Below are 18,216 nucleotides of genomic sequence, written 5' to 3'. Positions count from 1 at the left end.
CAGAGTTAATTGTGTTATAGTGAGTTGTAAAAAAGAGATATTAAATATGGGTGTTTTATTATCTATTACCTGTGCTGTAAAGGAATTTATACATAGCATATGTCTTTTTATTATTGCAAATAAAGTTACTGGTAAGGGCAGCAAAGCAGCTATACTTATGCAGCCTTATCATTCCAATGATTCTATTCTTTCAACTCCCAGGTTTATATTTTAATAATTAAACCCATTGTTTTTCTATGATAAAGCGTAAATAATCTGATTTCAGAGCCTAACCCGAATAGGAGAATACTCTTCTTTTTTTGAGGCTCCATGTGGAAAAATATTCCTTTTTAGAAAAAAAATGTTAAAAACGGATTGAATCCGGCGATTTTTAACCTGTTCTTACAGGGTGTCTGATCTAAAATGCCGTCTTATGTAACCTTATTTTGGGAGTATGAATAGTAGCCTCTCTCGCCATTCTCGGAATTTTGTTTTTTCCGGCCAGCCTCAGCTACTGGAGATACTTCTGCCGTTGAAACACCTTTCAGTTCTCTTCTTTTTATTCAGAATCGCAAATATTTTAAGCAGTGTAATAAAATTATCTGAAAAAATAACTGATCAGGATAAAGCCGAATCATAATAATATACTGTATTTCAGTGATAATTTTCATTTTATCAAGCTTCAACGGTTGGGAAGCGCAGAAATCATATAAAAAGTAAAGAAAAAAAGAAGTCGTTTCTGATTGGATTAATTTTTATGATCTATAGCTGAATTTTTTAATCTTATCAAAACGCCATGTAATTCTCCCTGGCAAACGCTAAGTTTCAATAGAGAAGACAGAATAATTCAATATCCCTTTAGCGACCACTCCCGGAGTGGTTTTTTCATGGACGTTTACTTTTATAAATTATAGAAGCAAATCACTTTCCGCCTCAAAGCCTCCATCAGGAAACTTATTCAATATAATCCGGAGCTGTTAATCTTTAATGAAGACAGAATTTTGTCCGGTCGTAAAAACTGCATATTATCTCACATGTACCTGTAAGTGGGTTTTTGAGTCGGTATCCAGGCATTTTATTAGAAAATTTGTAAAAATAAATGCCCAGTTTATGAAAACAACCCTTACCAGACAGTATTTAAAAGCTTTTTTAATTCTGTTTTTATTAGTAAGCACCAGCACTATTGCTCAGACACCATTGAGTCCTTTTTTTACAAAAGAAGAAGTAGAGATCTGGAAACAAAGAGCCAAAAGTGGTCCATATAAAAGCTTTGGAGATGTTCAGGCTAACTCCCCCGGTGATTGGGACCGGATCATGGCTAATGCCAATAAATTTGTGAGTAATCCATCAGTTGAGCGATGGAAAGGTGTGCCTACCAGCGGTTGTGCACAGGTCAGCGTGGATTATGCACCGGCTACCAATGGTAAACTGCTCAGAGATGCTGCCTTTGCCTACTTGATTACCGGCAATGCCAACTATAAAGAAGCGGTGCGCAAAGAACTGCTGGCACAGATTGGAGAACCTAATTCAGATTTTAGCGTCAGATCAAAATGGTGCGATGGCATTCTTCATGATCTGCCTCCTGCCTATGAGATCAACGACTGGCTGACCAGACTCCTTTTTGGGTATGCTTATATAGAAAGCGGCCTTTCCTCAGAAGATAAGAGCAGAATCGACAAGTGGTTCTACAATGCAGCCCTGTATTTTCAGCGCAATGTGGATGCTGATCTGAGTAAGATGTTTGTTAACCGCAACGGGGGAGACTGGACACCAAGTGGATATGCTGTTACCCTTAATAGCAGTTTAGGCCGTACGACGCATTACAATGGCTACAAAACCTCCAGCTTGAGCAGATATTATAACAACAGACGTTCTTCCCAGGTATATTTCTTTACCTTATTAGGTTTCAAACAGAACATTAGTTCATTGAAAGAGAGTGGCAAAAGATATGTGAAAGAAGCCTTAATGTTTGCCACTTATCCGGATGGCACTTTTTCTGAGTTTCAACGGTGGCGGGAAGACTTTGCCGATATTGGCATTTCCTATTCCTTCCTGACCATTTCCCAGCTTGTTAACATGGCAGATTATTTTGCCCGCAGCGGAGATTTTGAGCTGTATAAGTTTACCACTTCCAAAGGCGCTTTTGGCACCCAAGGAGGATCAAAGAATTTAGAATTGTTAATTAAAACCATGTTGCGTCACATGGATGGCAACCTGAAAAGATATGGAACTGAATCTTCTTCTAAGATGGGTACAACAGCTGCCCTTATTGATGGAGTGAACACCGAGTCAGGCCGCAGCTGGTATACTGTTAACGATACTTGGTTTGCCCAGGGTAATCTGTATTTCAAAGACAGTTATATCAAAGATTCTTATTTAAGAAGAGCACCAGGTACGAGAGCCTACCCTTCTCCGGGCAATGCAGCTTCAGCAGGTAAACACAAGCCCTATGGAGGAGCCTGGGATGTATTTCCCGGTGTAATGTTGATGTATGGACAAATGGATGGGAAAGTATGGCCGTATCCGGGAAGCGTAATAAATCCAACGATTTCAATAGCCATAAGTGCTCAACCAACCAAATGTTATGGAGGCAATGAAGGAAGCGTAACAGCAACAGTTACTGGCGGCACTTCACCTTATACCTATCTTTGGTCTACAGGGGCTACCACCAATATGGTAACAGGTCTGAAAGCAGGGGAATATAGTGTGGTCGTTACTGATAAAGCAGGGGTGAAACAAAGTAAAAGTGTGATAATTACTCAGCCGTTGGCTATTACTATTGCTAAGGCCATTGTTAATGAGACAGCGACTAGCCAGGGTTCAATCAGTGTAACAGTGAGTGGGGGAACAGCACCGTATAAGTATAAATGGTCTACCGGGGCTACTACGGCATCCATTTCTGGACTGGTGGCCGGTACTTATACTATCACTATCACAGATGCCAATACTTGCTCAGTAAGCCAAACTATTACCCTTACAAAAGAAATATCTCCTCTTTCTGTTAGCGTGAGTGCAAAATCAGTGATCTGTAACGGATCAAGCAATGGCAGTGCCACAGCCACAGTAAGCGGTGGTGTTGCCCCTTATACTTATGCCTGGTCTAACGGAACTACTACAGCAGCAGTAACAGGGTTGAAAGCAGGCGAGTATAGCGTAACTGTTACCGATAAAGCAGGCGTGAAACAAAGCAAAACCATTGCTATCACTCAACCTACAGCAATAAATGTGAGTGAAACGGTTGTAGCTGAAACGGCTTCCAGCAAAGGTTCTATCAATTTAACAGTAAGTGGAGGAACAAGTCCTTACACATATAAGTGGTCTAATGGCGCTACTACTCAGGATCTGACGAGTGTTTCTGCTGGTTCTTATACCATCACTGTGACTGATGCTAATAATTGTATTGTTAACAAATCGGTTACAGTTAATGCGATTGCTCCTTCATTAAGTGTGACTACTAGCTCTCAACCGGCAAAATGTTATGGAGGCAGTGAAGGTAATGCAAGTGTAAGTGTGATTGGTGGTGTTGCCCCTTATACTTATGCCTGGTCTAACGGAGCAACTACAGCAGCAGTAGCAGGGTTGAAAGCAGGCGAGTATAGCGTAACTGTTACTGATAAAGCAGGTATAAAAGTGAGCAAAACCGTTTCTATCACCCAGCCAACGGCAATCAGCATCAATAAAACAGTAAGTAATCAGACTGATAATATTGAGGGTTCGATCAGTGTAACAGTGAGTGGGGGAACAGCACCGTATAAGTATAAATGGTCTACCGGGGCTACTACGGCATCCATTTCTGGACTGGTGGCCGGTACTTATACTATCACTATCACAGATGCCAATACTTGCTCAGTAAGCCAAACTATTACCCTTACAAAAGAAATATCTCCTCTTTCTGTTAGCGTGAGTGCAAAATCAGTGATCTGTAACGGATCAAGCAATGGCAGTGCCACAGCCACAGTAAGCGGTGGTGTTGCCCCTTATACTTATGCCTGGTCTAACGGAACTACTACAGCAGCAGTAACAGGGTTGAAAGCAGGCGAGTATAGCGTAACTGTTACTGATAAAGCAGGCGTGAAACAAAGCAAAACTGTTACTGTTAATGAGCCTTCTGTTATGAGTATGAGTGAGAAAACAATTGATGAGACAGCGACTACCAAAGGTTCGATCAGTGTAACAGTGAGTGGAGGAACAGCACCGTATAAGTATAAATGGTCAACCGGTGCTACTACCGCAGCTATTTCCGGACTGGTGGCCAGTACCTATACTGTTAACATTACTGATGCTAACAATTGTACAATTAGCAGGACTATCGAAATAGAGAAAAGTACCCCTACTTCTATGGCCGTACTTAGCCTAAGCCTGATGAATGCAGAGACAGACAAGGTGATTTCAGCTTATGCTACTTTAAAAGATGGCGATACTCTGGATTTGTCAACATTGCCAACACGAAAACTCAATATTCAAGCCAATACGACTGATCCAAATAAAATCATGAAAGTTAAGTTTGGTCTGAATGGAAATCCTGAACACAGAATAGACCGTTTTTCTCCTTATTCTTTGGATGGTGATTTTAGAGGTGATTTTGATCCATGGAAGCTTAGTGCGGGTAAATATAGTGTAGAGGTAAGTCCTTATGATTCCTCACATGTGAAAGGAACCGAGCTAAAGCTAACTTTCTATATTGTTGAAAAGAGATCCACCCGTCTGGCTGTGCAGATTACTACTAAACAAAATACCTGTAACGGGTCAAGCAATGGCAGTGCCACAGCTACTGCAAATGGCGGAACGGCTCCCTTTAGCTATAAGTGGTCTACTGGTACTACTAGTGCGGCTATCTCAGGTTTAAAAGCAGGCGAATATACGGTAACTGTTTCTGATAAAAGCGGAGCTAAAGTAACCAAAACCGTTACTGTTGCTCAGCCTTCGGCCATTTCAATCAATGAAACAGTCGTGCATCAAACCGCTACTGCCAAAGGTTCCATCCGTTTAAGTATGAGTGGCGGAACGGCTCCCTATAAGTATAAATGGTCTACGGGCGTAGCTGCTAAAGATCTGATTGGTATAGTTGCCGGTACCTATTCTATTACTGTTACGGATGCTAATAATTGTATAGTAAGCAAATCTATTGTGGTAGAAAATGAAATGCTTGCGCAAGTGGCTGTTCAAAGCTTAAGTCTTATTAGTGTAGATACTAAACGCCAGATTACCGGCTTTGATCCTTTACAAAATGGAGATACCCTGGATTTGTCTGCATTACCTACCCGTAACTTCAATATTGTAGCTAATACAACTGATCCGAAGGAAATATTAAAAGTAAAGTTCAAATTAAACTCAAACGATAATTATAGAACTGAACGTAATTCTCCTTACCTGTTAGAGGGTAATAATGGTGATACATATCATGCATTGAAATTAAAGCCAGGTAAATATACTGTAACTGCAACAGCATATGATAAAAAGAATAAAAATGGTAAATCTGTAACAATTACTTTTTATCTGGTGGAAGGAAAGAAGAATCCTTTAGCTATAGCGATCAATAGTGCTAATGCCGGATGTAATGGAGCAAAAGGTAGTGCCACAGCTAGCGTAAGTGGAGGTACAAGCCCATACAAGTATAAGTGGTCAAATGGAGCGGCTACTGCCTCGGTATCAGGGTTAAAAGCAGGCGAGTATAGTGTAACTGTTACTGACAAAGCTGGTATAAAAGTAACCAAAACCGTTACTATTGCTCAGCCTTCGGCTATTTCAATCAGCGAAACAGTCGTGCATCAAACAGCTTCCAGCAAAGGTTCCATCGATCTTACCATAAGTGGAGGAACAGCTCCCTATAAGTATAAGTGGTCAAATGGAGTAACTACTGCCTCAGTATCTGAGTTGAAAGCAGGAGAATATACAGTAACTGTTACCGACGATAATAATTGTTCGGTTAATGAAACTTTCATTGTGCGTGCACAAGCAGTGTTTGCAATCAATGTAACTTCTAAGGACGTTACTTGTAATGGGTCAAGCAATGGCAGTGCCACAGCTACTGCAAATGGCGGAACAAGTCCTTATAGCTACAAATGGTCTAATGGAGCAATTACCGCAGCAGTATCCGGATTGAAAGCAGGGGAGTATAGTGTAACTGTTACCGATAAAGCTGGTGCAAAAGTAAACAAAACCGTTACTATTGCTCAGCCTTCGGCTATTTCAATCAATGAAACAGTCGTGCATCAAACTGCTTCCAGCAAAGGTTCCATCAATTTAACAGTAAATGGAGGAACAGCTCCCTATAAGTATAAATGGTCTACCGGGGCTACCACTCAGAATCTGACAAATGTTGCTGCCGGTTCTTATAAAGCTACTATTACGGATGCCAATAACTGTACAATAAGCAAATCTATTGTGGTAGAAAAAGAGCAGGCACAGGTAGCTGTAATAAGTTTAAGTCTGATGAATGCAGAGACAGACAAGGTGATTTCAGCTTATGCTACTTTGAAAGATGGAGATGTATTGGAATTAGCAACCTTGCCAACACGTAAGCTAAGCATTCAAGCTAATACGACTGATCCGAAGTACATAAAGAAAGTGCAGTTCAGCCTAAATAACACAGTAGATTATCACCGTGATTATGCAACCCCATATTTTATTGCAAATAATGATGGTGCCACTATAAAACCATGGAATATAACGCCTGGTAAGTATACCTTAACAGCAACCCCATATAATCAAGAGATTGTTAAGGGAAAAGCAGTTACGATTAGTTTTGAGATTGTAGAGCGGAAAAGTAGCCCATTCGTGGTGCAGATCAGTGCCAAGAACAATGAGTGTAACAATTCAGCAGAAGGTACAGCCACAGCCAGTGTAAGCGGCGGAACAAGTCCTTATAGCTACAAATGGTCTAATGGAGCAATTACCGCAGCAGTATCCGGATTGAAAGCAGGAGAGTATAGTGTAACTGTTACCGATAAAGCTGGTGCAAAAGTAAACAAAACCGTTACTATTGCTCAGCCTTCGGCTATTTCAATCAATGAAACAGTCGTGCATCAAACTGCTTCCAGCAAAGGTTCGATCAGTGTAACAGTAAATGGAGGAACAGCTCCCTATAAGTATAAATGGTCTACGGGCGCTACTACCGCAACTATCTCCGGACTTATAGCAGGTGCTTATTCGGTTACTATCACAGATGCTAATAATTGCTCAATTAACAGAAAAATCGACGTACAAGACAGTGATAACAGAGGCAATGAAATTACCCCAATTGTAGAGTGTGTACTTGACAATGGCAATGGTACATTTACAGCAACCTTTGGATATATAAATGCCTCTGCAGAAGAAGTTACCTTAACTGCTGGTAATTCTAATTTCTTTGCTCCTGCTCCTTTAAAAGGTGAAGTACTTGAGAAGTTTTCGCCAGGTAAAAACGTACGTGCATTCACTGCCGTCTTCAAAAATGGAACTAGTCTAACCTGGACCATTATCGGGCCAAATGGAACCAAGAGAATAGCAGTAGCCAGTGCTAATACAGCCAGATGCTTTAATATAGAACCGGCCGTTATTACCCTCAAACCTAGCTACCTGTTCTCTCCTAATGAAGATGGTATTGATGATCTTTGGGTGATTAGTAACATTGAGCAGCATCCGGACTATGAGGTAATTATCTTCAACAGAAATGGAAATAAAGTATTCCAGGCCATGCCTTACACCAACAACTGGGATGGCCGGTATCAGGGAGTACCTTTGATGGCAGAAGCTTACTACTATGTGATCAGAAGTGCTACCCAGGGAAATATTAAAACAGGTACGATCACCCTGATAAGATAATAAAAGAGAATTATAGCTGATTAAACAAGCCACCTATACCTAACCATCTGAAGCCATATGATTGAAATTATTCAGCCAAGTCAATATTGCTATGAAGAAATTTGTGTGTACGCTTCCGTTTCTAATTTTTGTGCAGGTATATTTGTATGCGCAACAATTACCTACTTTCAGTCATTATTATATTAACCCGTATGTGTATAACCCTGCATTGGCTGGTGTTAACGGTTATAACGAAGTATATTTGACACATCGCCGCCAGTGGATGGGCGTAGAAGGGGCACCAGTTACTTCTGATTTAAGCGTTCACTTGCCTACAAAGGGTAAAATGGCTTATGGCTTTCGCATCAGTAACTATTCCCGTGGTTTGCTTTCCACTACTTCAGGCGTTTTTACAGTAGCCTATACTGCAAAGCTGGCAGATGATCAATATTTAAGAGCAGGTCTTTCTGGAGGCTTAGGTACAAATGGAATAGACCTGGAAAAAGTTGAAAATATCAGCGATCCGGCCCTGAGTAATATCAGAAACAGAGGCATGTTTTTCGATGGAAATGCTGGGGTGAGTTATCAATACAAAAAACTGACTTTAAGTGCTTCTCTTCCTAAACTGTTTCAGCGGAATGTGGTGCAAACTAATCTGAAGAATCAATTACAGGTTAAACGACTGGATCATTATTTATTTTCGGCTGGCTATAAATTTAATTTTTCTCAAAGCAGCATTGTTTTTGAACCGCAGATGGTTTATCAGATTGCTGATGGTATGCCTAGTCAGTTTGAAGCTCTGGGTACCGTCTATTTTTATGATAAATTCTGGGCAGGAGCAGCTTACCGGCATAATAATGGTCCGGCTGCTTTTGCAGGTATTAAATTGAATGATAAGCTCAGATTTAGTTATGTATATGAGATGGGACCTTCCAAAATTTCAAATTATTCTGGTGGTTCGCATGAGATTATGTTGAGTATGCGGTTTGGAAACAGGAAGAGAGAAGAACGGAAGAGTGTAAATAGAAATATTCCTACTGCTTCTCACAAAAAGACTCCGGCAGAAAAATTGAAAGATGCCAAAGATGCCTATATCGAAAAAGAGCTGGCTAAATTACCAGATTCCCAAACCAAAGAAGTTTCTGAAGAAAAATCTGAAACGGCAGCACAGAAAAAAATAACGGCGCAAGAGAAACAATCTTCAACTCCTGCTTCTAAACCTGAAGAGTCCGTAAACAAAATGTTTGATGGGGAAGTAGCAGGTAAACCAGAACAAAAAATAGTGGTTCAAAAGAAGGAACATCCTATGGAAATGGAAAAAGGATATTATGTGGTAGTAAGCGCTTTCCGGATTTTTGACAATGCCATGAAATATCACGAATATTTGTCAGATACTTATTTTGAAAGCCGTTTTGGATTTAGCTCAAAATCATTGTATTACTACACTTATGTGCTATATACCAAGGATGTAAACAAGGCCAGATTCGAAAGGGATAAGCTCAGAAAAATGAAAGGCTTTGCAGATACCTGGGTTTTGATTGTAGAGTAATCAATTCTCAACAATTTACCAGCTAATTTAAAATGACTACTCAAGGTTAACAATGGCTTTATGTCTTGTTAACCTTTTTAGTTATAACTAGGCAATTATGTAAGTATATAAAAAGTTACAAATAGCTCAAGATGATTGCGATATTCTCCAATGGGAATTTTTTGCCTAACAGTTGAAGGAATTATCCACTAAAAATGCAGCTCTTATGCAGAAATACTGTTGTATATGAATCACAATACATTTGCTATACACAGTTATTTAAGCAATGTTAGTAAGTACAAACACTCTTTATTTTAGTAATATTTCCAGGATTTTTTAAGAAATAAAAAGAATACATCTGTTACTTATTGATAGGATATGAATAATTTATATGAGATAACAATTCGTTTATAGGTTATAATAAAAAATAGTACAGAAAATAGAAATATTTATCTGTGATTTCAATATCAAAATCCTCCCGATATAAAAATTAATAAATTCTTAGGCATATTTTCTAAAATGATTTGTTGCAATTGAGTTTTATACTTAGAATTTTCTAAATGAGAAACTATAAATTACATGAGGCAAAACTCTTATTATAAATATAAAATATAACTATTTAAAGAATTATGTATACTTTATAATGAAATTACAAAAAATGGATTGTTTATTACAATTTCATTTTTAGTTTTGAGTTTAAAAACTATAGTAAAGTAGGATTTTTTAATGCACTTTACTTCTATATCATACTTACATTACCGGTGAGTATAGCCAAACCCAAACTACCCTTTGAATCCGACTCTTATATTCAGAGTTAGTAGTTTTATCATAAACTAGTGTTTTAATAGTTTTAGTTATGGATTTTACACAAAAGTTATGCGGTAATTATATAATCTTAAATTTAATCACTAACTAAATATTATCCTTACTCTATGGGTTTACAATTATTCATTCATTACATTCTTCTGATTCTCTTTCTTCGGTTGAAACAAATCACCCACTCCTCTCATTTTTATTGATATCGCCTCTTTTTATCTGTGAACTCCTCTGACAATCGCGCTTTTAAATTTATTCAGAGGAAGAATTAATACCGAATATACACTTACATACACTTTAAATTTTGCATTATGAAATCGCTATTTTTCACACTGCACACACGTGCAGTGAAACTTCCATTCTTTTATTCCCCCTTTGCTTTAAGCAAACGCCTTTCTTTAAGTTTAGTATTTGTTGTTTTAGTATTTTGCGAAATTTCTGCTCAAACCAGATTAGGTTTACATTTTACACAGCAGGAATTAGATATATGGCGGAAACGGGCAAATGTTGGGCCTTATAAGCATTTTGGATATGAAAGTACTAGTTCTCCTGCTGACTGGGACCGTATTACCTCAAATGCTAAATCATTCCTGAGCAATCCTTCTGCGGAAAGATACAAGGGAGTGTCAACTGGTTCTTGTGTACAAGTGGGGGCAAGTGAACCCACAAACAACGGAAAAAAGCTTAGGGATGCTGCTTTTGTTTACCTGATTACAGGTGATATCAGTTACAGAAATGCTGTCCGTAATGAATTAATTGCACAATCCTCTGAAGCTAATGCTAATTTTGCTGTTAGGTCCCGTTGGTGTACTAACTTAGGAGATGCGCCTCCTGCTTATCCTATTGCTTCCTGGCTTACCCGTTTGTTATTTGCATACGATTATATAAAAAGCACTTTATCTGATTCTGATAGAAATAAACTTGATAAGTGGTTTTATGATGCAGCCATTTTCTTGCAATTAAATGTAGATCAGGACTTAGGTAAATATTATGTTAACCGCAGTAGTGACAATTATACCTTAAGTGAATATGCACATATGATGAGTGCAAGCTATGGAAGAACTACTCATTATAATGGCTATAAAACCTCAAGTATAGGACGTGCCTATAATAACCGGAGAAGTGCACAAGTGAAATATTTCGCTTTGGTAGGTATTATGCAAAATGCAAGCGTATTAAAAAACAGTGGAAAACGATATGTAAAGGAAATGCTTATGTATAGCATATATCCTGATGGCACATCAGCTGAATTTCAACGCTGGACAGAAGGTTTTCCTGATGCCGGTTGGTCATATGTGTCACATTCAATTTTTGATGCTGTAGATGTTGCAGACCATTTTGCACGTGCGGGAGATGCAGAACTTTACCGGTTTACTACATCACAGGGTGCATATGGTACAAGTGGTGGCACAAAAAATCTGGCGCTGGTAGTAAACCATGTGCTAAATTATGTAGATGGCACGGTTAGGCGGTATGGAACTGCCTCATCAGGCAACCAGAATACTAACTACCAGATCAATAATATAGATGAAGGAGATGGTTGGTTTGCAATAAATGAATTATGGTTTTCTAAACCGAATCTGTATTTCAAAAATGATAGAACAAAAAAATTATATACCCGTACTGCTTCCAATGTAAAACCTTATCCTAGCGGTCCTGCCGGCTCAGGTCCCCATGTTCCATTTGGTGGTTCCTGGGATACTTATCCGGGTATGCTCTTTATGTTCGGACAAATGGAGAATAAAGTATGGCCTTATGTAAATATCTCTAATCCATCTTCCTTGCAATCAGATCCAAATGCTAATAATACGATTACTGTAAGTGCGTATGGTAAGAATTCCCCTAAATTCAGAGTAATTGTAAATGGGATTATTGTGGGTGATGTTACAGCTTCCAGTTCTGTACAAAACCTTAAATTCACAACTAAGTTTTCTCTTAGTGACATAAAAACTGTAATGATTCATCACTATAATGATGATACCGGAAAGGATCTTTTTATCAATTCAATAACGGTTGGAAGTCAAAACATAAAAGCAAATGCGAGTAATGTGAAGTATGATAAATTCAATATTGATGGAAAAGACATCATTAATGGACAGACAGCTATGCTTTGGAATGGGGCTTTGGTGTTCAAGCCTTCCGGATATCAAAATGATGAAGATCCGGTGGAAGAACCAGCACCTTCAAATGGTACCACAGTAACTGTAAAAGCGTATAGCACTATCAGTTCAGGCGTATATGGACATTTCAAAGTTATGATCAAAGGTACGGTTATTGGCGAAGCGTATACAACAAATAGTTTGAAGGATTACACGTTTACTTCAGACTGGAACATTAGTGACCTAAGCCAGGTAGTGGTTCATTATGACAATGACAGGAATGCCAATGGAGAAGACAGAAACCTGTTTGTGAAATCCATAGTGGTAAATGGGGTTGAAATATCATCTACATCCAGCAGTGTGAAATTTGATAGATATGCATTGGACGGTAAAGATGTAATGGCAGGAAGAGTAGACCTGTTATGGGCTGGGTATCTGGTTTACAATCTGCCTAATAGCTTAACTGATGCTATTGCCCGGCAGGATTTTAGTGTAGAAGGAGGAGATCCGGAATTGTCAAAGATAACCGATGTAATCATTGCACCTAATCCTAATCCTGGTGTGTTCACTCTATTTGTTGAAATGAATGCTGAAACGGATGTTGCGCTGGTCGTAATGGATATGATCGGCAATGTATTATATGAAGAAACCTATCCTTCGGTATCATATCAGCTGGATGAAAAAATTGAACTTCCAGAGCTTCCTGCCGGAATGTATCTGGTTAAAGTATTGGTAGGAAATGAATCAGTCATTAAGAAGTTCGTGAAACAATAAGTAATTTCAGTTACATTTAATAAAAAGAGCTGGCTAATCATTAGCCGGCTCTTTTTATTTAGACGAAAGTATAACTCTCGCTGAATCTGATAATATTATATGGAATATTGGGCATCCATAATTATAGGAATTACTCAAAGTTTTCAATAAGCACTTGCCTATGAATTAATTGTCTATACAGTAAAATTGAAAAGTATAAATTCTTGTAGAGATAATTGTTTAGTTGATTTTTAATATTTAATATTAATTAATTGCTATTTTAACTGAAAATATTTTTATTTTTTTCTCACTATAAATGCTCCTTTTATGCAACCCACCTCAACTCATTTGTGGACCTGGCTGATAAGCCTGACCATACTGTTTTTTGCTCATAGCGTATCAGCACAAGGCGTCACCGTGAGCGGCCGGGTAACAGACTCCGCCAGTCAGGATGCGCTGGCAGGGGTTAATATTTCGGTGAAAGGCAAACTGGTAGGTACTGTTACGGATGCCAGGGGAAACTTTTTACTTTCCACATCAACACCACTTCCGTTTACGTTGGTGGTATCAACGGTAGGATATGAAACCCAGGAAAAAGAAATCTCCAGCGGAGAATCGAGCCTTGAATTTGCCTTAAAGGAGCAAATCATCATGGGACAAGAAATAGTAGTGTCAGCTTCAAGGGTAGAAGAAAGTATTTTACAGTCGCCGGTATCCATAGAAAAGATGGACATTCGTACCATCCGAGATTCACCGGCTTCCAATTTTTATGATGCCTTAGCCAATATTAAAGGCATCGACCTGAATACCCAAAGCTTAACCTTTAAGTCGGTGAATACACGTGGATTTAATTCAAATGGGAATGCCAGACTGGTACAATTAATTGATGGTATGGATAACCAGGCACCTGGACTGAACTTTTCAGTGGGCAACATTGTGGGCATGTCAGAGCTGGATGTAGAAAGTGTAGAAGTGTTGCCGGGAGCGGCTTCTGCTTTGTATGGACCTAATGCCATACAGGGTATTGTGCTTATGACTAGTAAAAGTCCTTTTCAATACCAGGGTTTAAGTGCTACGGCTAAGGTAGGCGTGATGAACATCGGAAAAAGCGGAGTAGATCCCAATGCCATGCAGGATTATTCTATTCGCTATGCAAAGGCATTTAATAATAAATTCGCCTTTAAAGTGAATGCCTCTTACTTACGGGCTATCGACTGGCGGGCAACCGATGCACGTGATAAAAATGCTGACCTGTGGCAACTGAGCAACCGGCAAACCAATCCCGATTATAATGGTGTAAATTTATATGGCGATGAAAATTCTGGAAATCTTCAGGCAGTAGCCACTAACCCTGCTTTTGTGACACAGGTGTTAAACCCAATATCAGCGGATAAAGGAGTGAGTGTAAATCAACTTCAATCATTGATTCCCAATCAGTTTGTCACCAGAACCGGCTACCAGGAAGCAGATCTGTCAAATTATAATACCGAAAGTATAAAATTCAGTGGTGCGCTGCATTACCGGATTACTGAGAATATAGAAGCTATTCTTCAGGCAAATTATGGAACAGGCACTACCATGTATACTGGTATAGACCGTTATTCACTCACTGGTTTTGATCTTTTGCAAACTAAACTGGAACTAAAAGGATCTAATTTTTTTATACGGGGATATACCACACAGGAACGTTCCGGAGACTCTTATGCGGCAGGTACCCTGGGTGTGTTGATGAACGAAGCTTATAGTCCAAGTGTATCACAATGGTTTCCCACGTATACAGCTGCTTTTTTACAGGCAAAACTAACCGGTGCTTCAGATGATCAGGCACACCTGGGAGCCAGGAGTTTCGCTGATCAGAATCGTTTTCAACCCGGAACTTCTCAATTTAACACAGCAAAAGACCAGATTACTAATACTCCTCTTCCACAGGGAGCCAGATTTACAGATAAGACCAATTTGTATCACCTGGAAGGAATGTATAACCTGAATAAACTCATCAACTTTGCTGAAGTGATCGTGGGTGGCAATTACCGGTTATACGACCTGAATTCAGAAGGAACTTTATTTCTGCAGGATACTGATGGGAAAGAATTTAATATCCGTGAATATGGAGGTTATGTACAGGCTTCTAAGCGTATTCTGGCCGATAACCTGAAACTAACAGGTTCTATCCGGTATGATAAAAATGAAAACTTTAAAGGTCAGTTCAGCCCCAGGCTTTCTGCTGTATATACAGTTGCAAAAACACATAATATCCGGCTGTCCTACCAGACTGGTTTCCGGATTCCTACCACTCAAGACCAGTATATTAATTTAAATACGCCACAGGCACGTTTAATTGGTGGATTACCCGTATTCAGGGAACGTTTTAATATGATTAACAACCCGGTTTATACCCGGGATAATCTGACTGCCTTTGGTGGTGCTATTCAGGCAAGTGCTACAAGTGCAGCCACTATTCAACAAGCGCTAACAATAGTGCAGGGGCTAGTAGCTACCGGACAAGTTCCAAATAACCCTGCTGCGATTCAGGCAGCTGTCGCCCAAACAGCTTTTGGTATAGGGTATCAGGCTTCGTTAAGCGTACTCCAGCCGTATCAATTTAAAGAATTTAAGCCGGAACGGGTGCAATCTTATGAAATCGGGTACAAAAGCCTGATTGGAAACAAGCTGATGATTGATGCCTATTATTATTACAATGCCTATAAAAACTTTAATGGCCAGCAGATTGTCATTCAATCTAACCCAACGGAAGGACCTTCTAATCCATTGGCTTTAATTGGCCTGGCTGGTACCAGGCAGATTTATGCGTTCCCTGAAAACAGTTCAGGCACGATTACCGCGCATGGCTGGGCCTTAGGGCTGGACTATGCGCTACCTAAAGGTTTTACCTTAGGCGGAAATGTGGCCTATAACTCACTTATTAAAGGAGATGATAACCTGGCACAAACGCAGTTTAATACACCAAGGTACCGCTCTAATGTAAGTTTTGGAAACCGGAATCTGGTAAAGAACCTGGGCTTTAATATCGTATGGCGCTGGCAGGATGCCTTTTTGTGGGAATCATCTTTTTCTTTGCCGGCAATCAGTACCATTGTGCCTGCTTACAACAGCATAGATGCACAGATCAGTTATAAAATTCCGGCTATCAAATCCATTCTGAAAGTAGGAGGATCTAATATTTTTAACCGCTATTATACGCAGGCTTTCGGAAATCCATCCGTGGGAGGCTTATATTATATTTCATTAACCTTCGATGAGCTGCTGAATTAGGTGGATAATATTTTACAAAAATGTGTAATTTTGAAAGAGGCTCCAGGGCCTCTTTTTATTTATGTGATTATACCGGCAGATGCATTTTATTTTTCTTAATGTGTTTTATAAACGCTTAGCCATTGCAGGGATTATTGTATGTATACTCTCCCTCATGCTATTCTTTAGTATACACCCGTTTTTATCTCCTACCCAAAGAATTAAAAATACAAATACATTAGTAGTTGAAGGCTGGATTTCCGAAGATGGTTTAAAGGAAGCTGTGAAGGAATTTAAAACCCACCCCTATCAGAGAATCATTACCGCAGGTGGACATTTAGACCCATATTTCAGAACGTATATTACGGGCACTTTGCACATCCCAGTACCAGACTCCTTGCAACACTTATCCGGTTCAACCTTTTTACGGATAGGAGCCTACGGATCTCATGTGGATGAAGTATTTGCTCATTTTAAGGTTTCAGTAAATGATTCTGTCTATCTGGGCGAAGCTTATACTACCGGCCGTTCAATAGTTTATGAATTTCCTGTAGATACTTGTATCGGTAGTATTAAAAGTTTACACATTCAGTTTGATAATGATAGTTATAAGCGGACGCAGGATAGAGATTTGTATGTAGGCACCATTACTATCAATGGTGTAAATATACCCTATTCCAGCGGAACGATGATCTATGAGCAACACTGGCCGAAGGAGACCAAATATGTGACAGTGTATGCAACTTATGCAGAGAATGCCGCAGCTGAACTAATCCGGTTAGGTGTTGACAGCACTAAGATTATGGCAATTCCCGGGCCTAAAGTGTATACACACAGAACGTATACTTCGGCAGCGGTTCTCAGAAAATACCTGGTAGCGCATCAAATTTCTTCATTCAATCTGGTTTCCTTAGGTGTGCATAGCAGACGGAGCTGGCTCAGTTATGAGAAAGCATTAGGGAAAGAGTTCTCTATAGGAATTATTGCTGTTGAAAATAAAAAGTATGATCCTGCGCTATGGTGGCAAACTAGATCGGTAGTGAAAAATGTGCTAACCGAAGCTGCCAAATATCTGTATATCCGTTTCTGGTTCGATTCTGCAACTGAAGTATAGTTCAAGTTACACTTCTTTTGCTAACCAGCTTAATAAAGCCTGGACTTGAAAGTATAACCTGTAAACCAGAATCTGCTTTCTGTAACCGGCTTAAATCAGAATTTGCATGGATACATTCGCTGGGTTAATCAGAATGCTGGAAGCAGACAAAATCAGATATGGTTCACCAGATACAAGGGGGTGCCGGATATTCTTTTTAATTTTTTCTAACAAACCCCTGAAAGGGATACGTATAAGTGTATCCCAATTTTTCTACATATAAAGGATAGAAAGTTTTAAATAATCAATTAAGAGAGGTAATATTTAGAGATTAATTATTGCTTCTCAGGATGGTGTGCATTATATATTCACACTTTATTTTAATCCAGCTATTTAATTTATGAATCTACGATTTTATTTACTGTTATCTCTTGTTGTTATTTTTACAAAATACTCCACAGCTCAAACTACCAGCGCTTCTATTGCGGAAAAGGATACTGTAGTACAGACTATGAATGAGATCGAAGAAAAGTTTAAAAAACAGATAGATTACTATACTGTGCTTTTAAGTAAAAATGGCCGGAGAATGAAAATTACCGGGTATGATAATAAAGTGGGCTCCGATAATCTGAATTATCCATTTAAGGTTAGTCAAGACAAAACAAAAGTTAAAAAGAATGGGGTTAAAATCAGAAATGTGGAATATTTCTCCTATAACACTGCTTTATTTAAGGATTTAACGATTCTCAAAAGTTCAAAAATTCTGGCTTTTAGAAAGACAGAGATAGATGAAAAAACAATTTCTGCAAAATATACACTTCCGGATAAAACAATTCAGTATGTATTGAATGGCAGTTATTATAGAAGTAAAAGCAAAAATAAAAAGTATAAAGCTTATATATATAATTAACCAA

General features: G+C 38.9%; 6 protein-coding genes. All 6 read left to right on the top strand.

The window, feature by feature from the left end; genetic code table 11:
* Positions 1-1,089 precede the first annotated feature (1,089 nt).
* The 6 genes from GXP67_RS35680 to GXP67_RS35655 all read left to right on the top strand — a co-directional run bounded on the left by GXP67_RS35680 (position 1,090) and on the right by GXP67_RS35655 (position 18,212).
* The gene (locus GXP67_RS35680; protein WP_162447559.1) at positions 1,090-7,782 is read left to right on the top strand and encodes a T9SS type B sorting domain-containing protein; all 6,693 of its coding nucleotides are present in this window, start codon (positions 1,090-1,092) and stop codon (positions 7,780-7,782) included.
* 91 nt (positions 7,783-7,873) lie between these two features.
* Positions 7,874-9,310: a PorP/SprF family type IX secretion system membrane protein gene (locus tag GXP67_RS35675; protein WP_162447558.1), complete on the top strand. Its 1,437-nt coding sequence runs from the start codon at positions 7,874-7,876 to the stop codon at positions 9,308-9,310.
* 1,106 nt (positions 9,311-10,416) lie between these two features.
* The gene (locus GXP67_RS35670; protein ID WP_162447557.1) at positions 10,417-12,978 is read left to right on the top strand and encodes a carbohydrate-binding domain-containing protein; all 2,562 of its coding nucleotides are present in this window, start codon (positions 10,417-10,419) and stop codon (positions 12,976-12,978) included.
* 306 nt (positions 12,979-13,284) lie between these two features.
* A complete protein-coding gene (locus GXP67_RS35665) occupies positions 13,285-16,230 on the top strand; it encodes a TonB-dependent receptor (RefSeq protein ID WP_162447556.1) in 2,946 nt (981 codons plus the stop codon).
* 79 nt (positions 16,231-16,309) lie between these two features.
* On the top strand, positions 16,310-17,323 hold the full coding sequence (locus GXP67_RS35660; RefSeq protein ID WP_162447555.1) for a carbohydrate-binding domain-containing protein: 1,014 nt from the start codon (positions 16,310-16,312) through the stop codon (positions 17,321-17,323).
* A gap of 379 nt (positions 17,324-17,702) precedes the next feature.
* Entirely contained in the window at positions 17,703-18,212 is a 510-nt protein-coding gene (locus GXP67_RS35655; protein WP_162447554.1) for a hypothetical protein, read from the top strand.
* Positions 18,213-18,216 lie beyond the last annotated feature (4 nt).

Origin of the sequence: Rhodocytophaga rosea (genome assembly GCF_010119975.1) — a bacterium.
In the GTDB taxonomy this organism is placed as follows: domain Bacteria; phylum Bacteroidota; class Bacteroidia; order Cytophagales; family 172606-1; genus Rhodocytophaga; species Rhodocytophaga rosea.
This window is presented reverse-complemented; position numbering and strand designations above follow the sequence as displayed.

Excerpts from the sequence above, each read along its gene's own strand:
- GXP67_RS35680 (WP_162447559.1), top strand. The coding sequence starts at position 1,090 with ATGAAAACAACCCTTACCAGACAGTATTTAAAAGCTTTTTTAATTCTG.
- GXP67_RS35675 (WP_162447558.1), top strand. The coding sequence starts at position 7,874 with ATGAAGAAATTTGTGTGTACGCTTCCGTTTCTAATTTTTGTGCAGGTA.
- GXP67_RS35670 (WP_162447557.1), top strand. The coding sequence starts at position 10,417 with ATGAAATCGCTATTTTTCACACTGCACACACGTGCAGTGAAACTTCCA.
- GXP67_RS35665 (WP_162447556.1), top strand. The coding sequence starts at position 13,285 with ATGCAACCCACCTCAACTCATTTGTGGACCTGGCTGATAAGCCTGACC.
- GXP67_RS35660 (WP_162447555.1), top strand. The coding sequence starts at position 16,310 with ATGCATTTTATTTTTCTTAATGTGTTTTATAAACGCTTAGCCATTGCA.
- GXP67_RS35655 (WP_162447554.1), top strand. The coding sequence starts at position 17,703 with ATGAATCTACGATTTTATTTACTGTTATCTCTTGTTGTTATTTTTACA.